This is a genomic window from Streptomyces sp. NBC_00122 (genome assembly GCF_045160845.1).
In the GTDB taxonomy this organism is placed as follows: domain Bacteria; phylum Actinomycetota; class Actinomycetes; order Streptomycetales; family Streptomycetaceae; genus Streptomyces.
On record NZ_CP108191.1, the window covers coordinates 6,213,234 to 6,234,625 of the forward strand.

The 21,392-nt window shown below is 70.3% G+C and carries 24 protein-coding genes; 10 read left to right on the top strand and 14 right to left on the bottom strand.

Annotated features, from left to right (window positions below):
- Window positions 1-314: 314 nt before the first annotated feature.
- The 6 genes from OG737_RS28420 to OG737_RS28445 all read left to right on the top strand — a co-directional run bounded on the left by OG737_RS28420 (window position 315) and on the right by OG737_RS28445 (window position 5,987).
- Window positions 315-1,493, top strand: coding sequence for an ABC transporter substrate-binding protein (locus OG737_RS28420; RefSeq protein ID WP_328929061.1), 1,179 nt, complete (start codon window positions 315-317; stop codon window positions 1,491-1,493).
- A gap of 1 nt (window position 1,494) precedes the next feature.
- The gene (locus tag OG737_RS28425) at window positions 1,495-2,373 is read left to right on the top strand and encodes a branched-chain amino acid ABC transporter permease (protein ID WP_328929062.1); all 879 of its coding nucleotides are present in this window, start codon (window positions 1,495-1,497) and stop codon (window positions 2,371-2,373) included.
- Window positions 2,370-3,347, top strand: a complete 978-nt coding sequence (locus OG737_RS28430) for a branched-chain amino acid ABC transporter permease (protein WP_328929063.1) — start codon at window positions 2,370-2,372, stop codon at window positions 3,345-3,347. The genes OG737_RS28425 and OG737_RS28430 overlap by 4 nt, the downstream gene beginning before the upstream one ends.
- Window positions 3,344-4,105 (top strand): ABC transporter ATP-binding protein, encoded by a 762-nt coding sequence (locus tag OG737_RS28435; RefSeq protein ID WP_328929064.1) that lies wholly within the window; start codon window positions 3,344-3,346, stop codon window positions 4,103-4,105. The genes OG737_RS28430 and OG737_RS28435 overlap by 4 nt, the downstream gene beginning before the upstream one ends.
- Complete coding sequence (locus tag OG737_RS28440; protein WP_328929065.1) at window positions 4,102-4,809, top strand: ABC transporter ATP-binding protein; 708 nt, start codon at window positions 4,102-4,104, stop codon at window positions 4,807-4,809. Before OG737_RS28435 ends, OG737_RS28440 begins: the two co-directional genes overlap by 4 nt.
- A gap of 515 nt (window positions 4,810-5,324) precedes the next feature.
- Window positions 5,325-5,987 (top strand): deoxynucleoside kinase, encoded by a 663-nt coding sequence (locus tag OG737_RS28445; protein WP_328929066.1) that lies wholly within the window; start codon window positions 5,325-5,327, stop codon window positions 5,985-5,987.
- 149 nt (window positions 5,988-6,136) lie between these two features.
- Here the strand turns inward: OG737_RS28445 and OG737_RS28450 are convergent, their stop codons facing one another.
- The 12 genes from OG737_RS28450 to OG737_RS28505 form a co-directional block, all read right to left on the bottom strand.
- Window positions 6,137-6,280: a hypothetical protein gene (locus tag OG737_RS28450; RefSeq protein WP_405922469.1), complete on the bottom strand. Its 144-nt coding sequence runs from the start codon at window positions 6,278-6,280 to the stop codon at window positions 6,137-6,139.
- Between the two features lie 253 nt (window positions 6,281-6,533).
- Window positions 6,534-8,942, bottom strand: coding sequence for a heavy metal translocating P-type ATPase (locus tag OG737_RS28455; protein ID WP_405922134.1), 2,409 nt, complete (start codon window positions 8,940-8,942; stop codon window positions 6,534-6,536).
- Between the two features lie 182 nt (window positions 8,943-9,124).
- Window positions 9,125-9,391: a metal-sensitive transcriptional regulator gene (locus tag OG737_RS28460; RefSeq protein ID WP_405922135.1), complete on the bottom strand. Its 267-nt coding sequence runs from the start codon at window positions 9,389-9,391 to the stop codon at window positions 9,125-9,127.
- Between the two features lie 65 nt (window positions 9,392-9,456).
- The gene (locus OG737_RS28465) at window positions 9,457-10,029 is read right to left on the bottom strand and encodes a rhodanese-like domain-containing protein (protein WP_328929070.1); all 573 of its coding nucleotides are present in this window, start codon (window positions 10,027-10,029) and stop codon (window positions 9,457-9,459) included.
- A 102-nt stretch (window positions 10,030-10,131) separates the two neighbouring features.
- Window positions 10,132-10,878, bottom strand: coding sequence for a sulfite exporter TauE/SafE family protein (locus tag OG737_RS28470; RefSeq protein ID WP_328929071.1), 747 nt, complete (start codon window positions 10,876-10,878; stop codon window positions 10,132-10,134).
- Window positions 10,875-11,234, bottom strand: coding sequence for a rhodanese-like domain-containing protein (locus OG737_RS28475; protein WP_405677221.1), 360 nt, complete (start codon window positions 11,232-11,234; stop codon window positions 10,875-10,877). The genes OG737_RS28470 and OG737_RS28475 overlap by 4 nt, the downstream gene beginning before the upstream one ends.
- Before the next feature lie 41 nt (window positions 11,235-11,275).
- Window positions 11,276-12,655, bottom strand: a complete 1,380-nt coding sequence (locus tag OG737_RS28480) for a rhodanese-like domain-containing protein (protein ID WP_405922136.1) — start codon at window positions 12,653-12,655, stop codon at window positions 11,276-11,278.
- 373 nt (window positions 12,656-13,028) lie between these two features.
- The gene (locus OG737_RS28485; protein WP_328929074.1) at window positions 13,029-13,364 is read right to left on the bottom strand and encodes a metalloregulator ArsR/SmtB family transcription factor; all 336 of its coding nucleotides are present in this window, start codon (window positions 13,362-13,364) and stop codon (window positions 13,029-13,031) included.
- A gap of 184 nt (window positions 13,365-13,548) precedes the next feature.
- Window positions 13,549-13,959: an anti-sigma factor antagonist gene (locus OG737_RS28490; protein ID WP_405922137.1), complete on the bottom strand. Its 411-nt coding sequence runs from the start codon at window positions 13,957-13,959 to the stop codon at window positions 13,549-13,551.
- 16 nt (window positions 13,960-13,975) lie between these two features.
- Complete coding sequence (locus OG737_RS28495) at window positions 13,976-14,380, bottom strand: ATP-binding protein (protein ID WP_405681306.1); 405 nt, start codon at window positions 14,378-14,380, stop codon at window positions 13,976-13,978.
- A gap of 61 nt (window positions 14,381-14,441) precedes the next feature.
- Window positions 14,442-16,097, bottom strand: coding sequence for a SulP family inorganic anion transporter (locus OG737_RS28500; RefSeq protein WP_405922454.1), 1,656 nt, complete (start codon window positions 16,095-16,097; stop codon window positions 14,442-14,444).
- A 74-nt stretch (window positions 16,098-16,171) separates the two neighbouring features.
- Window positions 16,172-16,513 carry a metalloregulator ArsR/SmtB family transcription factor gene (locus OG737_RS28505; protein ID WP_328929076.1) on the bottom strand — a complete coding sequence of 114 codons (342 nt, stop codon included), beginning with the start codon at window positions 16,511-16,513 and terminating at the stop codon, window positions 16,172-16,174.
- Window positions 16,514-16,771: 258 nt separating this feature from the next.
- Here OG737_RS28505 and OG737_RS28510 point away from each other — a divergent pair, with 258 nt between their 5' ends.
- A complete protein-coding gene (locus OG737_RS28510) occupies window positions 16,772-17,131 on the top strand; it encodes a zinc ribbon domain-containing protein YjdM (RefSeq protein ID WP_328929077.1) in 360 nt (119 codons plus the stop codon).
- 35 nt (window positions 17,132-17,166) lie between these two features.
- Here the strand turns inward: OG737_RS28510 and OG737_RS28515 are convergent, their stop codons facing one another.
- The gene (locus OG737_RS28515; protein ID WP_405922138.1) at window positions 17,167-17,586 is read right to left on the bottom strand and encodes a hypothetical protein; all 420 of its coding nucleotides are present in this window, start codon (window positions 17,584-17,586) and stop codon (window positions 17,167-17,169) included.
- Complete coding sequence (locus OG737_RS28520; protein WP_405922139.1) at window positions 17,583-18,017, bottom strand: MarR family winged helix-turn-helix transcriptional regulator; 435 nt, start codon at window positions 18,015-18,017, stop codon at window positions 17,583-17,585. Before OG737_RS28520 ends, OG737_RS28515 begins: the two co-directional genes overlap by 4 nt.
- Window positions 18,018-18,382: 365 nt before the next feature.
- Between OG737_RS28520 and OG737_RS28525 the strand changes: the two genes are divergently transcribed.
- From OG737_RS28525 to OG737_RS28535, 3 genes are all read left to right on the top strand, one after another.
- Complete coding sequence (locus OG737_RS28525) at window positions 18,383-19,078, top strand: hypothetical protein (protein WP_405677215.1); 696 nt, start codon at window positions 18,383-18,385, stop codon at window positions 19,076-19,078.
- A 269-nt stretch (window positions 19,079-19,347) separates the two neighbouring features.
- Window positions 19,348-20,574 carry a DUF6545 domain-containing protein gene (locus OG737_RS28530; protein ID WP_328929081.1) on the top strand — a complete coding sequence of 409 codons (1,227 nt, stop codon included), beginning with the start codon at window positions 19,348-19,350 and terminating at the stop codon, window positions 20,572-20,574.
- A 132-nt stretch (window positions 20,575-20,706) separates the two neighbouring features.
- Entirely contained in the window at window positions 20,707-21,387 is a 681-nt protein-coding gene (locus OG737_RS28535; RefSeq protein WP_405922140.1) for a hypothetical protein, read from the top strand.
- Window positions 21,388-21,392 lie beyond the last annotated feature (5 nt).

A 21,392-nucleotide genomic window follows, 5' to 3' on the forward strand; every position in this document is an offset into this window, starting at 1 on the left:
ATTGCGACGGGCGTCAGTATTGCGCCATGTTCTGGGGCGGGGTCAAGGGGTGCGGTTCCGGTGGGATCAGAAATATCGTGAACTCTTGACGTACGTCGATTGTGCGCGATAGACACGTGTCACCTTCGAAATCCCTGCGGGGCGGTCAGCGTGCTCGCCCAGGCAGCGGCTCTCGCTTCGAGCCCGTCCGGGCGGCGAGGAAACGCGCGGCAGCCAGGCCCCCCTGTGAGCCGGCCCCTCCTCCGGGATCCCTCAACGAGCCCCATCGGCAACATCCGGCCCTCCAGGGCCGGTTGACAACGTACGGAGTTTCCATGGCAGGTCGATTTCGTCCCGTTGGTCTGATCGCCGTGACGACGGCAGCCCTCTTCCTGGCCACGGCATGTGGTGGCGCCAGCCTCGGGACAGGCGACGGCGACAAGCAGAACGGCCCCGTGAAGATCGGGCTCCTCGTCCCGCAGTCGGGGACCTACAAGGCGCTGGGCGACGACATGAAGCAGGGCTTCGAGCTCTACGTCGAACGGCATGGCGGCAAGCTCGGCGGGCGCGAGGTGGAGATCGTGGTCGCGGACGAGGGGGAAACGGCCGACTCGGGCAAGGCGGCGGCGGAGAAGCTGGTCAAGCAGGACCGGGTGCTGGCAGTGAGCGGCGTGGTCAGCTCGGCCACCATCAACGGGGTCAAGGACCTCTTCGAGAGCAGCAAGGTCCCGCTCGTCGGATCGAACGCCTCACCCACGACCCTGACCGGGACCAAGTACATCTGGCGCACCTCGTACGTCAACGACGAACCCGGCAAGGCGCTCGGCAAGCACGTGGCCGAGAAGGCCGGCGGCCCGGTCTTCCTGATCGCCGCGGGCTATCAGGCGGGCAAGGACGAGGTGGACGGCTTCAAGTCCACCTTCCTCCCGGCGGGCGGCACGATCGCGGGGGAGGAGGTCTACACGCCGTTCCCGGGGACCAAGAACTTCCAGCCGTACCTCGCGCAGATCGAGCGGTCCGGAGCCAAGGCCGTCTTCTGCTTCTACGCCGGCGGCGCGGCCGTCGACTTCGTCAAGCAGTACCGGGACTTCGGTCTGGCCGGCAAGATCCCGCTCTACGCGCCCGGCTTCCTCACCGAGGGCGGAGTGCTCAAGGGACAGGGAGGGGCGGCCGAGGGCATCCTCACCTCACTCAACTACGGCGCGGACCTGGACAACACGGCCAACAAGCAGTTCGCCCCGGCATACACGTCCGCCTACGGCGCCGCCCCGACCACGTACGCGATGGCTTCATGGGACGCGGCGCAGGTGCTCGACCGGGCGATCAAGGCCGCTGGTGACACGGTGACCCCGGAGACGGTCAACGCCGCCATCGCCGGGGTGGGGGACATCGACAGCCCGCGCGGCACCTGGCGGTTCAACAGCGGCGGCACGCCCGTCCAGACCTGGTACCTGCGCGAGGTCAAGCAGGGGGCCAATAGCGTCAGTTCCGAGCTCGTCCGGCTGGGCGGCTGACATGTACGGATGGTTGGACGGCAACTTCGTCAGCGTCATCGACGGGGTCGCCTTCGGTCTGCTGCTGTTCACGATCGCGGTCGGCCTCTCCCTGGTCTTCGGCATGATGGACGTGCTCAACCTGGCTCACGGCACGCTCTACCTCGCCGGGGCCTACGTCGCATACGCCCTGTCCGACGGGACCCTTCGGGGCCTGCTCCTCGCGCTGGCGGCCGGCGTCCTCGTGGGCGCCCTGGGCGGAGCGGCGCTGACGTTCCTCACCCAGCCACTGGCCCGGCGCGGGCACCTCGACCAGGCCGTGCTGACGCTCGGCATCACCTTCATCGTCGCCGATCTCCTCGCCGCGGCTTTCGGCGGCGAGGTGCTGCCCACCGACCCGCCGACCTCACTGCGCGGGACGGTGGACCTCCTCGGCCATGCCTATCCGGTCTACCGGCTCGTGTTCATCGGCGTCGCGACCGGCCTCGCCGCCGCCGTGTACCTCGTGTTCGAGCGCAGCTCGCTCGGAGCGCTGGTACGGGCCACCGTCGCGGACCGGGACATGGTCCGCGCGCTGGGCGTGGACATACGCAAGGTGCTCTACGGGGTCTTCGCGCTCGGCGCGGCACTGGCCGTGGTGGGCGGTGTCCTCGGGGCGCCGATCCTGGGTCCCGGCCCGGGTGTCGACGAGACCGTCCTCGTCCTCTCGCTCGTCGTCGTGGTCGTGGGCGGTCTCGGATCCGTGCGCGGTGCGCTCGCCGGCGCGCTCCTCATCGGCCAGGTGCAGACACTCGGGGTGGCGCTGCTCCCGGAGTACGCCCCCTTCCTGCTCTTCGGCACCATGCTCGCCGTGCTCGTCATCCGCCCGCACGGCCTGGTCCCGTCGGGGGTGCGCGCATGAGCCCGTCCGGATCCGACGGATCCGCCGCACGGCGGCTGTCCATGACCGCCCTCGCCCTCGGGCTCGCGGCGGCCCCCTTCGTCCTGGGCCCGTACGCCATCGGCACCCTGTCGCGGATCCTGGTGTTCGCCCTACTCGCGATCAGCGTGAACCTGCTCACCGGCCTGACCGGACTGCCGACCCTCGGCCAGTCGGCCTACTTCGGCGTCGGCGCCTATACGGCGGCCATCGTCGCGACGCGGCTCACCGACGTGGGGGTACTCCAACTGCTCATCGCCGCCGGAGTCTCCGCGCTGGTGGCCGTGCCCACGGGATGGCTGGCGGTGCGGGCCCGGGGCGTGGTGTTCCTGATGCTGACGCTGGCCATCGGCGAAATCGCCTACAGTGCCGCCGTCAACTGGAAGTCGCTGACGAACGGCACCGACGGCGTGTCCGGCATCCCGCCCGTCGTACCGCTGCCGGGCATGTCCGCGCTGGAGCTCGACGGGCTGGTGTACTTCTACGTCCTGGCCGTGTTCCTGGTGCTCTTCGCGGCCGTCTCCCGCCTGGGCTCGACACCGTTCGCCCTTGCCCTGCGCGGGATCCGCGACAACGAACGCCGCATGAGCGCGATCGGGTACCCCACCCGACGGTACGCCCTGGCCGTCTACTGCGGCGCCGGTGCGCTGGCCGGCGTCGCCGGCGGCCTGTGGGTGTCGGTGCAGCGGTTCGTCTCGCCCGGCGACGCGGGATTCGAGATCGCCGCGCTGGCCCTGCTCGCCGTCGTCATCGGCGGCTCCGGCTCGATGTGGGGGGCTTGTGCCGGAGCCGCGCTCGTCTGGCTCACCCGCGACTACCTCGGAAACCTCGAAGCCGTCGCGGGACGCGGGCCGCTGCTGCTCGGACTGTTCTTCGTCATCGCCGTCTACGTGCTGCCCCGAGGGCTGGCCGGCGTACGGCTCCCGCTCAAGCTGCCCCGGAAGAGGACGGCGTGACAGAACGCGATCTACTGGAACTACGCCGGGTGTCCCGGCACTTCGGCTCCTTCCGGGCCTTGGACGAGGTCGATCTCACCGTGCGCCAGGGTGCCAGGCACGCGATCATCGGACCGAACGGCGCGGGCAAATCGACGCTGTTCGGCCTGATCTCGGGAACGCTGTCGGCGACCGGCGGAACGATCCTCGTCGACGGGCAGGACGTGACCCGGCTGCCCGTGGACCGCCGGGTCGGGCTCGGTGTCGCCGCGACGTTCCAGCACTCCAGTCTCTTCATGCGGGAGACCGTGCTGGAGAACGTCCTGCTCGCCGTGTTGCGCCGGGCCGGTGCCGGACTCGGCGGCTGGCGGAGGGTGAGTGCCCGGACGGCGGCGGTCGAGCAGGCGCGGACGCTGCTGGCGCGGGTGGGGCTGCCCACCCGGCACGACGTCCTGGCTGCCGCCCTCTCGCACGGCGAACGGCGGCAGCTGGAGGTCGCCGTCGCCCTGGCCACCGAACCCCGGCTGCTGTTGCTGGACGAGCCGGCCGCCGGGATGTCTCCGGCGGAGACGGCGCGACTCACCGAACTCGTCGCCGCCCTGCCTGCCGAAGTGACGGTGCTCCTGATCGAACACGACCTCGACATGGTCTTCGAGCTCGCCGACACGGTGACGGTCATGCACCTCGGCAGACACCTGAAAACAGGCTCCCCGGACGAGGTGCGGGCCTCCAGTGAGGTCCAGAGCGCCTACCTCGGCACGATGGAGGGCGCCTCGTGAAGCCGTTCTTCAGCATTCGAAGCCTGAGCTCCGGCTACGCCGACGGCGTGGTCCTGGGTGGTGTCGATCTCGACCTCGACGAAGGCGAGATCGTCGCGGTCCTCGGCCGCAATGGGGTCGGCAAGACCACCCTCATCTCGACCGTCATGGGTTTCGTCCGGCCGTACGAAGGCAGCGTCACCCTCGGCGGGCGGGAGATCGCCGGATCCCGCGTCGATGTGATCGCCCGGGCCGGGGTGGGTGTCGTACCGCAGGGGCGCCGGGTCTTCGCACCGCTGACCGTGGCGGAGCACCTGGCGATCGCGTCGAGGCGTTCGACCCGGGGCCCGTGGACGAGGGCCCGCATCCTCGACCTGCTTCCGCGGCTGGGGGAGCGGCTCGGGCACCGCGGTGACCAGCTCTCCGGCGGGGAACAGCAGATGCTCGCGATCGCCCGGTCCCTGCTGGGGAATCCGCGTCTCCTGCTCCTCGACGAGCCGTCCGACGGCCTCGCCCCCGCGATCGTCGCGCAAGTGGGTGAGGTCATTCGCGAGGTGAGCGTGCAGGGCATGACGGTGGTCCTCGTCGAACAGAACCTGGGGCTCGCCTTCTCCGTCGCCCGGAACGTGGCGGTCATGCAGAAGGGCCGCATCGTCCACGAGGCGGCCTGCGCGGAATTCCGATCCAGTCCGGAAGACCGGCGGCGTCTGCTGGGCGTCGACTGACCGCGCGGAGGTGATCGCCGACTGGGTCACTCCCGCCGGTGCAGCCGGTGCACCCGACGCGGTCGGGCCCGGTAGCGGCCCGGCCGCGGCCCGCGGGACGAGCACCGAGGGGCTCGTCCCGCAGGCGCTCTCTGGCCACCCGCCAGGCAACGCGCGCCCGGCGGTACGTCCCCGGCCCCGCTCACGTGCCCCGGCCCGAGGGGTGCAAGGCTGGCGGTCTCAGCTGGGCCGGCGTGGTGAGCTGGGTGCCGACGCTCTGGCAGGCGTGGGGCGAATCATCATTTAGGCTTCAAGGTGGCCGCGGGGCGGTGGCTCGCCGTATGCGGCAGCCGCGGAACGGCCGACCCGGCCGTTCGAGTGGGCGGCCTGCGTCGGGTCCTTGGTCCGGACTCAGGACCCCATGGCGCTGATCATGAATGTCCTGGGGCTTCGGGTGACCGCCCGCATGCCTCTCAGGGGTATCGGGTGCCCAGCCGTCCCCCGCGAACATGAAGACCCCCAGGGAGAAGTGAGGTATGCCGGTGATCTGCGTCGGAGGCATGATCGGAATCGGCAAGACGAGCGTGGCCGAGCTGATCGCCAAGGAGTTGGGCAGCGAGGTCTTCTACGAGAGCGTGGAAGACAATCCGATCCTTCCTCTCTTCTATACGGCGAGCCCGGAGGAGATCCAGGCGAAGCGTTACCCCTTCCTGCTCCAGCTCTACTTCCTGCAGACCCGGTTCGCCTCGATCAAGGAGGCGTACAAGCAGGGCGACAACGTCCTCGACCGGTCCATCTACGAGGACTGGTACTTCGCCAAGGTCAATCACGATCTGGGCCGGATCAGCTCCCTCGAGATGCGGGTGTACGAGGGGCTGCTCGAAGAGATGATGCGCGAGATCGACGGCCTGCCGTACCGCAAGGCACCCGATCTCATGGTCTACCTCAAGGCGGACTTCGAGACGGTGCTGTACCGCATCGGGCTGCGGGGCCGCGATTTCGAGCAGGACGACAGCCTCGTCGAGTACTACCGGACGCTGTGGTCCGGCTACGACGACTGGGTGCACAAGCACTACTCGGCCAGCGAGGTCCTCGTCGTCGACATGAACCACACCGATGTGGTGAACAACCCCGACGACGCGGCCCGCGTGGCGCGAGAGATCAGGGACGCCGTGGCCGCGGCCAGGGCACGGAACTGAAGCCGTCCCACGCGAGTGCCTCCCCGCGGAGATCCTGGCCGCGCTGACCGTCACGGACGAGGACCGGGACCTCTTCCGCCGCGACGACGTACCGCCGAAGGCGTCAGTGGTGGGTTGGAGAAGTCACGGGGTGTCCCTTGGTTGCCGCGTCAACCCTTGTTCTGCTCGACGTGCAGATGGATCGGCCCCCGGAGCACGGGGCTGCGCCGGTACGGCGGCGGGTCGGTGACGAGCCGGGGTCGGTTGAGGCGGCGTATCCCCGGCTCGTCCGCGGCGAACTCGGCTGCGGTCATCCTTGGTTGTCCCTCTGGACGGGTACGCAGAGTCAAGCGTCAGCGCCTGCGCTTCGCGTCGAGTGCCTCGTCGAGGGTGAAGGCGGCCATGATGAGGGACAGGTGGGTGAACGCCTGGGGGAAGTTGCCCAGTTGTTCCCCTGTCGGACCGATCTCCTCGGCGAACCTGTGGTGGAGTGAGGGACTCGCGGCCGGTCGTATTTCCCGGCGTGGGACGCAAGCGAGAGTGGCGCGCCGGGGCTGAGCCGGTTGGCTAGTCCCGGCCGTCGTCCCCGCCCGCTGGATCCGATTGCTCACGGCGGGGCAGGTGGAGGCGTTTGAGCGCGAGCGCGTTGACGGCGACGATGATGCTGGACCCGGACATGGACAGGGCGGCGATCTCGGGGCGGAGGATCAGGCCCGTGGCGGGTTCGAAGACCCCGGCGGCGACGGGCAGGGCGACGGCGTTGTAGCCGATGGCCCAGCCGAGGTTCTGGCGCATCTTGCGCAGGGTGCCCCGGCCGATGCGCAGGGCGGTGGGGACGTCCAGGGGGTCGGAGCGCATCAGGACGAGGTCGGCGGCCTCGATGGCGACGTCGGTGCCGGCGCCGATCGCGATGCCCACGTCGGCTTGGGCGAGGGCGGGCGCGTCGTTGACACCGTCACCGACCATGGCCACCGTGCGGCCGCCCTGCTGGAGTTCGCTGATCTTCGCGGCCTTGTCGCCGGGGAGGACGTCGGCGATGACGGTGTTGATGCCCAGGCGCTGAGCGATCCGTTCGGCGGTCGCCCGGTTGTCGCCCGTGAGCATGACGACCTCGACGCCGAGGCTGTGGAGGTCGGCCACCGCTGCGGCGGAGGTCTCCCGCAGCGCGTCGGCGATCCCGATCAGGGCCGCCACCCGGCCGTCGACGGCGGCGATGACGACAGTGCGGCCGGTGGCGACCAGCTCCTCGCGCCGGCCGCCCAGGGCCCCGAGGTCGACGCCTTCACGTTCGATCAGGCGGCGGTTGCCGACCGCGACCCGGTGGCCGTCGACCACGGCCGTCGCACCGTGGCCCGGTACGTTCTCGAAGTGGCGGGCCTGCGCCGCGGCGACGCCGCGCGTGGCGGCGTACCGTACGACCGCAGCAGCCAGCGGATGCTCGGATTCCCGCTCGACGGCCGCGATCAGCCGCAGCACCTCGTCCTCGTCGCCGCCGCGGACGCTGATCACGTCGGTGACTTCGGGTTCGCCTTTGGTGAGGGTGCCGGTCTTGTCCATGACGACAGTGCGGACACCCGCGGACGCCTCGAGGGACATGGCGTTCTTGAACAGCACGCCCCGCCGGGCGCCCAGCCCGGTCCCGACCATGATCGCGGTGGGGGTGGCCAGGCCCAGTGCGTCCGGGCAGGTGATGACGACCACGGTGATGGCGAAGAGCATGGCTTCGCTGAAGGGCCTGTCGGTGGCGAGCAGCCATACGGACAGGGTGAGGGCGCCGCCGACGAGCGCGACGAGGACGAGCCAGAAGGCGGCCCGGTCGGCGAGCCGCTGGCCGGGGGCCTTGGAATTCTGGGCCTCCTGGACGAGCTGGACGATCTGGGCCAGTGCCGTGTCCGCACCGACCCTGGTCGCCCGCACCCGCAGCGTGCCGTTGGCGTTGAGGGTGGCGCCGACCACCGGGGAGCCGGGGCCCTTGTGCACGGGCATGCTCTCCCCGGTCACGGTCGACTCGTCGACCTCGCTCTCGCCCTCCTCCACGACCCCGTCCGCGGCGATCTTCGTACCGGGGCGTACGAGCAGCAGATCCCCGACGAGGACCTCGGCGGTGGCGACTTCCACGGGCCGGCCGTCCCGAAGAACCACGGCCTTCGACGGGGCAAGGTCCAGGAGCGTGCGAACGGCATCGTTGGCGCCGCCGCGGGCACGCATCTCGAACCAGTGGCCCAGCAGGACGAAGGAGGCCAGCACGGTGGCCGCCTCGTAGAAGACGTCCCCGCCCCCGGTGAGGGTGACGACGAGGGAGTACAGCCAGCCGGCACCGACGGCGACCGCCACGAGCACCATCATGTCCAACGTACGGGCACGCAGGGCCCGGACAGCGCCCACGAAGAAGATCGAGCACGAGTAGAAGATCACCGGCAGGCTCAGCAACAGTGCCCACACGTCCTGGCGCAAGCCGAACGGAACGGGCGCGTGCCAGCCGAAGACCTCCTCGCCGATCGGCGACCAGACCACGATCGGGACGGAGAACGCCACCGCGACAAGGAAGCGGTTCCGCATGTCGGTGACCATCGCGGCCATCGACATCTCGCCGTGCCCGCCGTGCCCGCCGTATTCCTTCGCCTCGTCGGGCGAACGCGTGCCTGCCGCCGTCACGGGCGTCGTGCGAGGGCGCTCCGGCGCAGCCGTGGAACCGGGCGGGTCCGGTTCCTGCATCGGATCACAGATGTGCGAGGGAACCGACTGGCCGACGCAGTGGTAACCGCATTCGGTCACCCAGTCGCGCAGCTCGGCGAGTGAGGTCCGCCGCGGGTCGAAGACGACTGTGGCCGACTGCGCCACGGGGTTGACCTCGACGTCGAGCACGCCGGGTCGGCGGCCGAGTACGGCCGCGACGGTGCCCTGCTGGCTCGCGCACACCATGCCCCGCACATCCAGCACCGCCGTGCTGCGCTCCTTGCCCGCGGGGTGCGCCATGCCCTCGTTCACCTCCCGGCCGGGTTCGGCTCCGCCTGTACAGCAGCCTGCGCTCCTGGTGAGGGCGCCGCAACGGCTGCTGCGGCACCGGGGGGCAACCCCACGGTGATCGCCGACGGCGGGAGAGAGGTGCACGGAGCCGCCAAGGCGGCACTACGGGGCGTGCACCTTCCGGATGGGTGTCAGGCCAGGGTGAGGAAGAGCTTTTCGAGCTCTTCCTCGGTCATGGGTGCCTGGGATTCGTCGGCGTTGTTCATGCACTGGCGCATGCCGCTGGCGATGATCTTGAATCCCGCGCGGTCGAGTGCCCTGGAGACGGCTGCGAGCTGGGTGACGACGTCCTTGCAGTCGCGGCCGGCTTCGATCATGGCGATGACGCCGGCGAGCTGCCCCTGGGCGCGGCGCAGTCGGTTGAGGACTGATCTGACCGCGTCGTCGTCGACCTTCACCGGGTACCTCCTGCTTGGTGTGCTGTTCGTCCCCATGGTACCCCAGGGGGTATTTGTCTCCGGTGTCAGTGGTCGAGGAGGGCCGCGAGTGTGGCATCCATGTCGCCACGCTGCGGACGGTTGTGGGGGAGCTTGGCGAGGACGGCTGCCATGCCGCAGCTGTCGGTGAGGGCGGAGAAGGCCAGGCCGCCCGCGACGGCGGCGGACACGAGCTGCAGAGCGGGGTGGATCAGGCCGAGCCCGAGGCCCGCGAGGACGAGGGCGCCGGCGGTCAGGCGGACCTGGCGTTCCATGCCCCACGTGGCGCGCGAGGCTTGCTCGGGGCGGTGGAGGTCGTGGCCCGCGGCGGCCCAGGCGCCGGTGCCCCCGGCGAGGGTGGCGGTGTCGATGCCGTGCTCGGCGAGCGTCTTGCGGGCACTGTCGGAGCGTGCTCCGGAGGCGCAGACGACCAGGATGCCGCCGCGGTCGGCGGCGTGGCGGATGGCGGGGAGGGCGCGTGAGATCTGATCGAGGGGGATGTTCAGGGCGCCGGGCAGGTGACCTGCGGCGTATTCGCCGGGAGTGCGGACGTCGAGGACGGTGAGCTCGTGCAGGCGGGTGAGGGCCTGTTCGGAGCTGAGGGCGTGGGGGGAGGTCATGGCGGACTGTCTCCTGATGGGTGTCGGCGGTGTCCGGGTGCGGACGCCGGGCGAGCGTGGGGGTGTGGCCTTGGGGGTGTGGCCGTGGGGGTGGCTCCGCTGTCAGCGGATCGCGTCGGTGAGCATGAAGGCCGCGACGGACAGCAGCACGACCGCGAAGATCCGTTGCAGGGCCGGGCCCTTGATCGCGGCGGACAGGCGCTTTCCGTCCCAGGCGCCGAGGATCGCCGCCCCGGTGAAGGGCGCGACGACCGCCCAGTCCAGAGGTGCGGCGCCGCCGGTACGGACGGTGAGCGCGGCGAGCGAGTTGACGGTGATGACGAGCAGGCTGGTCCCGATGGCCGCCCGCATCCTCAGGCCCAGCACTCCTACGAGGGCGGGGACGGCGAGGAATCCGCCGCCGACGCCCAGGAATCCGGTGACCGTGCCCAGGCCCGCGCCGGCTCCGGCGGCCCGTACGGGGCGGACCGGGCGGAACTCGTCCTCGGACGCGGGGGACTTGAGCATGCGCAGGGCCGCGAGGCCCGTGACGGCTGCGAACGCGGCGGTGAGCAGCTGTCCGGGCAGTCGTGCGGCGAGGGCGGCTGCCGCCATGGCGGGAGGGATGCCGGCGGCTGCGAAGAGGGTGCCGGTTCTCCAGCGGACGTTGCCGGAGGCGGCGTGGGTGTAGAGAGCGGTGGCGGAAGTGGCGGTGACGATGATCAGCGACGCGGTGGTGGCGGCCGCCGGGGTGAATCCGAGCAGGTAGATCAGTGCCGGGACCGCGAGCACGCTGCCGCCGCCCCCCAGGGCGCCGAGTGCCAGACCGACAACGGCTCCCGCGATCAGGGCGAGGATGAGCGTGCTCACGCTATCGAGCCGCTGTTTCCGCGGTCGTCGACGACCGGAAGTCCGGCTGCGGCCCAGGCGTTCATGCCGCCCTGGATGTCGACGGCCGCAGCTCCCCGTCCGGTCAGGAGTCTCGCGGCCCGCTGGGACCGGTGCCCGGAGCGGCAGATGACCATCAGCGGCCGTCCCTCGGCAGCCGGGGGCAGGCCGGCGCCGGCCAGCAGGGCGGAGAGCGGGGCGTGCACGGCGCCGGGCGCGTGCCCGGCCGTCCATTCCGCCGACTCGCGTACGTCGAGCAGGACGGCGCCCTCGTCACGGGTGCGCCGGTGGGCATCGGCTGGAGTCACGCGGGCGGGGCCGCGTCGGAAGAGGAACATCATCGGGTCCTTCGCTCGTGGGGAACGGGGAGGGCGAGTCGTCAGCTGTTTTCGGAACGGGGTCCGGTGACCATCGGGAGGCCCGCGCTCCGGGCGGCGTCGAAGGAGTCGTCGACGGCCACGACATCGCGTCCGGCTGCGTCGAGCAGGGAGGCGGCGATCCCCGCGCGCATTCCGCCCGCGCAGTGGACCCACACCACTCCGGTCGGCACCTCGCCCTGGCGTCGGTGGAGCTGGTGGATCGGGATGTGCACCGAATCCTTGATCCATCCATCCGCGCGTTCGGAGTCCCGTCGTACGTCCAGCACGATCCGGTGCTCGTAGGGGTCCAGGGCGGCGAGGTCGGCGAACGTGGCCCGTGGGAAGTCCCGCAGCTCTTCGTTCGCAGAGATCCACTCGGCAGGCTCTCCGGTGGCAGCGGCGGCCGGGCGGTCGATTGCGACCCGGGCCAGTTCCCGCTGAGCCTTCGCCAGCTGCTCGGGGGATTCCGCGAGGAGCGTGACGGGCTTGCCCCAGGGGATCAGCCACGCGAGGTAGGCCGCGATCTTCCCGTCGGCCTCGAAGTTGTACGTTCCCGCTACGTGGCCCTGGGCGAAGGCGATGCGGTTGCGCAGGTCGACCACCCACTCCCCGGCGGACAGGCGGGCCGCGATATCGGCGGCGTCCGCCACGGGGGGAGCGGTGAGGTCGACCGGAGTCGGCCCCGCGGCGTTCGTCGGTCCCATGTGTGCGTAATACGCGGGCACGTCGTCGAGCCCGGCCAACAGGGCGGCGACGAAGGTGTCGACGTCCTGGACGAGCGCGTCGTTGCCCGCCTTCTCCTTGCCGATGGTGGTGGCGTCCCCGTCGGCCTGGGCGGAGGAGCAGAAGCTCCCGAACCCGTGGGTGGGCAGTACCTCGGTCTCGTCCGGCAGTTCGGCGGCCAGCCGGTGCGCGGAGGCGTGCTGGGCGCGGGCCAGCTCCTCGGTCAGGCGGGGCTCGACCAGGTCCGGCCGTCCCACCGTACCGATCAGCAGGGAACCCCCGGTGAACACGGCGACGGCTGCCCCCTGTTCCTGCAGTACGTAGGAGGTGTGGTGCGGGGTGTGGCCGGGGGTGGCCAGGGCCCGCAGCGTGATTCCGTCGTCCACGGCGAAGGTGTCGCCGTCATGGACGGGGGTGCGGGCGAAGGACACCCGGGCCGCGGCGGGCACGTGGTAGACCGCGCCGGTGAGGCGGGCCAGGTCCAGGCCGCCGGTGACGTAGTCGTTGTGGACATGCGTCTCCACGACGTGGGAGATCCGTACGCCGTGCCGGGCCGCCACGGCGAGTACCTGGTCGACGTCGCGCGGCGGATCCACCGCCACGGCCGTGTGGGCACCGCCCGCCAGGTAGCTGCGGTTGCCGAGCCCTTCCAGATCAAGGGTGTCGATGAAGAACACGCTGTCGCTCCTTCTCGCGAGAATTACCCCCGGGGGTATATCTCGAGCGTAGCATCAGTACCCCCGGGGGTATATTTCGGCGTTCGGCTGTCTCCCGTGTGAGCTGCGGCTGTACCCGGAGCTCACCGGGGCGCGGAGCCTCGACCCTGCTGTGTTCCCCGCAGGGTCGGCCCTCTACGCGGCGAGCCGAGCTGTGCGAGCGGCTGGGACCGATGCCTGTGGTCCTGCGGCGCACGGTGGGCGGTCACTCGCGCGGCACGAAGCAGACTGACGTGCTTCCCGCGCCGGTGACACCGGCGCGCTCAAGGTCTCGCCGGGCGGACCGCCGCACGCGGGGCCGGACCCAGTGGACCGCACCGTCCGACGACAGACCCTAGGGGTGGCCGGTGGCGCGGAGGTCCGCCAGGAGTTCGGCCTGGCCTTGGAGGACGCCGGAAAGGATGCCTCTGGCGACCCGCAGCAGTTCAGCGATCTGGGGGTGGGTGAGGCTGTAGTAGACGTTGGAGCCTTCGCGGCGGGTGACCACCAGGTTGGCCTTGCGCAGGACGGCCAGCTGCTGGGAGAGGCTCGCGGCCTCCACTCCGACCTCGGGGAGCATCTCGGCGACCGCGTGCTCGCGGACGGACAGGAGTTCCAGGACGCGGATGCGGACCGGGTGCCCCAGCGTTTTGAAGAACTCCGCCTTGAGCTGGTACAGCGGTGTGCTCACCTGGGTACTCCTGCCTTGACTGCCCATCGCATCCACCCGGAACCGTTCCTTCGTAGGAGCATCCGTCACGCCCCTCTTCACACCTTGTGACCTCCACAATTGCAGATCCCTGCAACTCCTGGGACCCCGGTGGGCGAGGTTCGTGACGTTCGGCCCCCCAGAGAGGTCGGTGCCGGTGCAGGTCTCAGGCGAGGGCGGGTTCCTCGGGGTCCTGCGCGGCGGTCCAGTCATCGGTGCTCCACTGCTCGACCGTGCCGTGGTCGCCGTGGGCGGCCAGGGCGGTGGCGAGGTCGCAGTGGACGGGGACGGGCGGGCAGGTGGCGTCGGGGACGAGGGAGCCGTCCGCGGGTATGGCCGCGAGTTCCAGGCGGCGACCGTGTCCGGCGAGGCGGCGTGCGGCCTGGGCGACGGCGATCTGCCCGCCGGCCGACCAGCCCAGCAGCCCGGTCAGGTCCAAGATGACCGGACCGGTGCCCCGGGCGACCGCCCAGCCGATGGCACCGGTGAACCGGTCCGTCGCGTCCGGGCCGAGATATCCCGCCAGGGACAGTACTCCCAGGTCCTGGCGGGCGGTGTAATGCCATTCGATCGTCATGGTCAGCTCCTCGGCTTCATAGGGGGAAAGTGATCCAGATGGCCTTGCCGCGCCCGTCCGTATCGGTGCGCAGGACGGCGGTGCCGCCGAGCTCCATCGTCATTTCGACCACCATGGCCAGGCCGCTGCCCGGGGCGCTCGCGAGCGCCCCGAAGAGGGCCGGCCGGTAGGGGTGGCGGTCGTGGACGGCGAACGCGAACGCCCCCGGTCCGTGCGCGTAGGTGACCGTGATGGTCGGGGAAAGGGCGGCGGCGTGGCGGACGGCGTTGGTGACCAGCTCGGACAGGATCAGCAACGCCGGGCCCACGCTCGGATGCCGCAGCCCCACGCCGCACTCCACGAGGACGAGTTCGGTGGTCTCGCGGGCGATGCGGACGGCCGAGCCCATCGCGGGTACGTCCAGTACGTGCCGGTAGGGCATCGTCTGGCCTTGGAGGCTCACAGGCCCGCCCCCGTCACGGTGCGGGCCAGGCGGAACCCGGTCATCGTGCGGCCTTCCGGGTGCGGTGCGGTCGGTGACGGATACCGGCCAGCAGCCCCGCCTGCTCCAGGTGTTTGCGGGCCCCGGCGATCGCCTCCGGGGTGGTGGCGTAATCACGGCCCTCCGGGCGCAGCAGGTCCAGGGCGCCGACGGCGTCCAGGGCCTGGCGCTGGCCGGGCCGGATGCCGGAGGCGAGGACGGCGATGCCGCGCCGGTTCAGCTTCTCCACGGCGTCCTTGAGGACGAGGGCGCCGGTGGCGTCCAGGGCGGTCACCCTCGACATGCGCAGGATGACGACCTTCACGTCGGCGACCTCGGAGAGTTCGAGGAGGAAGCGGTGGGCGCCGGCGAAGAAGAGGGGGCCGTCGATGCGGTAGGCGACGATGTGCTCCGCCAGGAGGGCGTGTTCCTCGTCGCTGTGCTCTCCGGGCAGGTCCGGGCGGAAGTCGACCTGCTCCATCCGCGCCTGACCCGCGACCGCCTTCAAGGCGAGCGCCCCCGCGACGACGAGGCCGATGATCACGGCGTAGACGAGGTCGAGGACCAGGGTCGCCGCAGCGGTCAGAACCAGTACGACCGCGTCCGCGCGGGTCGCCTTCACCATCGCGCGGAGCGAGCCGACCTCGACCATCCGGATTGCCGTCGCCAGCAGCACCCCCGCCAGGGCGGCGAGGGGGATCTCCGAGACGAGGGGTGCGGCGGCGAACACGATCACCGCGAGCACGGCGGCGTGGGTGAGGGCGGCCAGCCGGGAGGACGCGCCGGTGCGGACGTTGACCGCGGTCCGGGCGATGGCAGCGGTGGAGGGTACGCCGCCGAGCAGGGGGGCTGCGAGGTTGGCGATGCCCTGCCCGAACAGCTCCTTGTCCGGATCGTGTTTCTGCCCCACGGTCATCCCGTCCGCGACGGTGGCCGACAGCAGCGACTCCAGGGCTGCCAAGGCGGCCACCGCAACGGCGGGAGCCAGCAGGGAGCCGAGTGCCGAGACGTCGAGGAAGGCGAGGGAGGGGGCGGGGAGCCCGGAGGGCAGGTTCCCGATCGGGGCCGCCGCGTCCAGATGGAAGAGCTTCGCGACCACGGTCGCGGCGGTCACCGCGACGATGGAGAACGGGACCGTCGGCTTCCACCGGGCCCCCACCAGCATCACCGCCGCGACGGAGAGGGAGAAGCCGATCGCGGTCCAGTTCGGGAATGCCACGAAATCCACGAGCGCCCGCCAGGCCACCAGCAGGACCTTCTCGCCCTCGGGCTTCGCCACCCCGAGCGCGTTGGGTATCTGCTGAAGGCCGATCACGCACGCGATACCGAGGGTGAACCCCTCCACCACGGGGGCCGGCACGTACCGCACGTACTGCCCGGCGCGAAGGAGGGCGAGGCCGATCAGCAGGACACCGGCCATGAAGCCCACGGTCAGGACACCGCCGGGCCCGTACTGGGCCACGATCGGCACCAGGACCACGGTCATCGCACCCGTCGGACCGGACACCTGGAGGTTCGACCCGCCGAACAGGGCGGCAAGAGCGCCCGCGACCACCGCGGTGGCGAGTCCGGCCTCCGCGCCCAGCCCCGAGGAGACCCCGAAGCCGAGCGCCAGCGGGAGGGCGACGACCGCCACGGTCAGTCCGGCCAGGAGGTCCCGGCGGGGACTGCGGCCCATGACCGCGAAGTTGGCCTGGGCAGGCAGCACCGATCGGACCCGGCCGAGCACGGATGTCAGCACGGCGTTCACGCTCACGGCGCCGGGACCTCGGAATAGCGCAGCTCCTCCAGCAGCTCGCTCTGCCCGGTCAGCACCTCGGTCAGGATGCGCCGTGCCGCCCGCATCAGCTGCGCGACGTCCCCGCCCGCCAGCTCGTAGACCACCGTCGAGCCGTCACGGACCGAGGTGACGATCCCCGAGCGGCGCAGCACCGCGAGCTGCTGCGACAGGGCGGAAGGCTCTACCTCGATCGCGGCCAGCAGGCCGCGTACCGGCATCGGCCCGTCCTGCAGCAGCTCCAGCACCCTTATCCGCACCGGGTGCCCGAGCATGCGGAAGAACTCGGCTTTGGCCTGGTACAGCGGAACCGGCACGGTCTCGCACCCTTCTCACCACCCCGAGCGGCGGGGCACATGTCTGGTGCTGTGCCCGCGGCTACCTACGGGCACAACGCCTATAGCATCTATGAAATTGCAGACTTTTGCAATTTGCAGATACTGCGATCAGTCCGTGCTGCGGCGTCCTGAGGATGTAGCGAATTGCAGAAGTTTGCAATCTGGATATCCTGGTTCCCTGATCGCGCGCGGGTGCCTCCAGTGCTCCGCGCGTACGCACAAGCTAGGACAGAACTGATGACGGCGAGCCTGCCCCCGTGCCCGAAGTGCTCCAGTGAGTACACCTACGAGATGAACGCTCTGATGGTCTGCCCGGAGTGCGCCCACGAGTGGGTTCCGGCCGCGGCCGGGGCGGATGACGCGAGCGCCCCCGGCGAGCGGGTGATCAAGGACGCCGTCGGGAACGTGCTGAACGACGGCGACACCGTGACCGTCGTCAAGGCCCTCAAGGTCAAGGGAAGCCCGTCGGGGATCAAGGCGGGCACCAAGGTGCGCAACATCCGCCTCGTCGACGGGGTCGACGGCCACGACATCGACTGCAAGATCGACGGATTCGGCGCCATGCAGCTCAAGTCGAGCGTGGTCAAGAAGGCCTGACCGCTGCCGGCCGGGGGCCGCCCTCGGCCGGCGCCCTACGACGGGAAAGGGGCGAGGTCGGGCTCGATCCAGTCCGTCTTCGCCTGCGAGGAGGCCAGCGTCGACGGGCGGTAGAAGCGGGCCGTCAGGAGTCGCTTGTCGAGCAGGGCGGGATGGTGGTCGGCGAACGCGGTGAAGCCGTCTTCGCCGTGTTCGGCCGCGTAGTGACCGACCAGCTCCACCCAGGCCCGGCTGACAGTGGCGTGGTACTTCTGAGGCGCCCCCGCATAGCGGGCGGTGCGCTGGATGCCGTCGCTGACCAGGCCGATTGCCGCGCGCACACCGACCCGCCGCACGGCCAGCCACGTCAGATGGACATGTTCCCGGTGGCCGAACCGCTCGGCGGTCGCCATTACTTCGGCCAGCAAGGCTTCGAAGTCGGGCGCGTCGGCGGCGTGCGGGGGGTGAGCGGTCATGAGGGCACCTCCGTCAGGGCTTGCAGGGCAGCGCGCAGGCCTGCGATCGCATCCGCCGGCAGGCCGTCGAGCGCGCGGTGCTCCAGATCGGCGATCGCCTGACGGATCGTGGTGGCGGTCAGCTGTCCGGACGGGGTGAGTGCGATGAGCACCTTGCGGCGGTCTCCCGGGCTGGCGCCGCGGGTGATGTGGCCGCGTCGTTCCAGGCGGTCCAGGACGCTGGTCAGCGTGGTGGGGCGGGTGCCCACGGCCGCGCCGAGTTCGGACACGGTCCGGCCGCGGCCGTCGGCCAGGTTGGCCAGTGCGTTGATCTCGGAGGCGGTCAGGTCCAGGTCGACGAGCTCTGCGGCAAGCGCGTGCAGGGTGGCGTGGGTGGCCCGCTGCAGAGCAAGCAGGGCCGACCACTCAGATGGCACGGATTCGGACTTCACGATTTCGGACTATACGATTTCGTATTACCTGCTGCAAGCCGAAGCTGCGTGCGGGCGACGGTGCCGGTGGGGGCGAGCGGCAGCGGCGAAACGCCGTCGCGGGCGAACGGGCGTGCCGGGGCCGGTCGCGGTGGCTTGCGGGGCGGGCGGCCTGCCGCATGTTCGCGCTGGGCGCCGGCCGGGACCGGTGCGAGTCCTCCACCGGGAACCTGACGCAACCCTGGCTGATCCCTCGTCAGCGGTGGTTGCTATTGCGGCAGGTGAGCGGTTACGGTCACGCTCGGATGGTCAGCGCTTGGAGTCCTGGAGTGTATGCGGTGAGTGACAGGTCTGCTCCGGATCCGGTGAGCACCGTTCGACGCATCGTGGCCATCCTCGACCGGGTCGGCCGTGATCGCGAGGAGGTGCTGCGGGTCGAGGGCGAGAGCGGGCTCTCGTACGCTTCCGGATTGCCGGCGCAGGACGTCGAGGCTTTGCTGCGCGGCGATCGGGCGCTGTCCGACACGGCCGTCGGCCTCGGGGCGGACCCGGTGGAGGTGCGCCGTCGGCGGGTGGTCGAGCGGATCCTCTTCTTGCGCGCCACGCGCCTGCTGCGCCTGCCCTACGGGCAGTGCCGGATCTATTCGCTGGCGGAGATCGCGGCCGGCGCGGGCACGAGCGCGCAGTGGCTCGACAAGATGATCAAGACGGGCAGAGTCCCGAACCTCGACCACGCGGATGGGATCGCGAGGTTCTTCGGGGAGCGGATCGATTTTCTGGTGGACCCGCCCGCCGAGGCGCTGGATCGTGTGCTGCAGCGCATTCACGTGGGCCTGCTGGAGCAGGCCGTGGAGCGGCAGGACGCTGACGTGCACAGGTTCAAGAACGCGGGCCCGGCCGACGACGTGATGTCCGAGCTGGGCGTTGTCGGGAACGCGGCCCGGTGTTTGGCCGACGTACCCGATGAGACGGCCAAGCCGATCGTGGCGCTCATCGAATCGATCGCACGACGGGCGCGTGAGGATCGGGCGCGGGAGATCCGCGATGCCTTGGACGCGCCGGGGGCGACGAAAGCGGAGTGAGAGCGGTGTCGCGCTCCCGGAAGAACCGCGGTTCACTGGCATGATCTTGGAATGATGCATGGGGGGCCGATGCGGCTGATGACCGAGGGTTTGCCCGATGGCGGGGTCAGCCGTTTCCGGATGAGACGTGACGGGACGCGATCCGCGTCAGCACTTCACAGGGAATTCCTGGCCCCGCTTGCGGGCGACATCGACGGCGCCGAACTCACCGGCGTGGCCGGCTGCATCTGGGCACCACTGGAAGGCTGACCGTGCAACAAGGTTTCAACTTGTATGTTCCCGCAGCCGCGTTGGGCGTCGTGCTGCTGGTCAAGCTTCCCGCCCTGGTGAGGGGGTGGCGCAGCCCTCTGGTCCGCACCGTCAACACTCTGATCTTTCTGCACTGCGCCGGATTCTTCTTCTCCGCCCCGCCCACCGTCACGGTGGTCAACCGGGTCACCGGAGTCTGCAACTTCTCGGCTGTGCTGGTCCAATGCATCCTGTGCGCGTACGCGTGCACCTGCTTGGCTCTGATCGAGAACTGGAGAGGGGACACGGAAGGCAGGGCGCATACCCGGCGGCGTGTGCGTCTCTGGATCCTGGGACACCTCCTCGTGGGCGTGGCGGTCATCAGCTGCTTCATCCTCGGCGACGCGCCGGACGAGAGGCAGCGCGACTTCGACACCTACTACGCCACCACCCCCTACATCAGCGAGATGTTGCTGCTCTATCTGCTCGCGAACATCGTGGCTGCGGCCGCTGCCACGATCGTGTGCTGGCGCTGGACGCTCGCCATCCGCAAAGAGACCCGGACGAACGGATCGTCCACGGCCGACGACTGGCTGCGGGCCGGGCTGTACGTGCTCGTCGCCGGGTTCCTGGCGAACCTCACCTACGGAGTGGTCAAACTGCTCGCCGTCGCCGCCCGCTGGACCGGACGGAACTGGGACGTACTCAACGATCGGGCCGCCTCGTTCAGTTCCATCGCAGCCGTCATCGTCACCCTTGGCTTCCTCCTGCCGATTTTCGGCCCCTGGTTCACCGAACGCCTTGCCAAGCCCGTGAGTACGTTCCTCGCGCTCGCCCATCTGATGCGGGTCGTGCGCCCACCCGCCACCAGTGCCCCGGGCCCCCTCGCGCTGGCCACGCCCTGGTACGCCGGACCCGAGCAGCACCTGGTCAACCGCATGACGAACATCCAGGACTGCATACTCCAACTGCGCCCCTACTGCTCCGACGGGATACGCGAACTGGCCTACCGCGAGGCGGTTCTGAAGGGTGCGCGCCGGCCGGACGCCGTGGCGGCCGGCCTTGCCGCCATGCTGGAGGCAGCCGCTGACGCCCGCGCACGCACCGCTCCGGTCGGCGACGACGAGAGCTGCCGTGCCGCCCACGCCCTGCGCTCGTCCGAGACCGAGTACTGCGACCTCCTGGTCCGCATCTCCCGGGCTCTGCGGCTCCGGCCCCGCCACCGCGGCGCTGCACCCATGGCAGGGGCGCAGCGATCTCCGACGTAGAATCTCTGGCTGAGAGCAGATCATTCGTCGTTGCTCTCACGTTGCGTGAACGGCTACGGTCAGAGCTCGAAACGTCAAGGCCGTCGGAGTCCGTGGGAGCAAGCGTTGAGTGACAGACCTACCGCTGATCCTGTGAGCACGCTCCATCGCATCGTCACCCTCCTCGACCGGTTGGGTGACGAGCGCGAGGACGTGCTGAGAGTCGAGGGAGAGGGCGGGCTGTCCTACGCCTCCGGGCTGCCCGTGGCGGAAGTCGAGGCGTTGCTGCGCGGTGAGCCGGTGGCGTCTGCCGCCGAGGGCGGTGCGGACGTGGTGGAAGCACGCCATCGGCGGGTGCTGGACCGGATCCTCTTCCTGCGCGCCACACGTCTGAGGCCCTCGACCGACGGTCAGCTCCGTATCTACTCGCTCGCGGAGATCGCGGCGGGGGCGGGTACGAGTCCGCAGTGGCTCGACAAGATGATCAAGACGGGTAAGGCTCCGAATCTGGACCACGCCGCTGGGATCGCGCAGTTCTTCGGGGAGAGGATCGAGTTCTTGGTGGCCAGCCCGGCCGAGGCCCTCGACCGGGTTCTGCTCGAGATCCACAAGGATCTTCTGGAGCGGGCCTTCGAGCGCCAGTCCCAACACCTCCAGCGTCTGGAGGGCGGGGACACTGGATCCGGACTGAATCCGGAACTCGGAGTGGTCGGATACGCGGCGCGCGCGCTGGCCGAGGTGCCCGACGACACGGCGCAGCCGCTCATCGCACTGATCGAGTCGGTTGCCCGGCGGGCACGTGAGGAGCGGGCCCGGGAGGCCCGGAGTACGTAGACCGG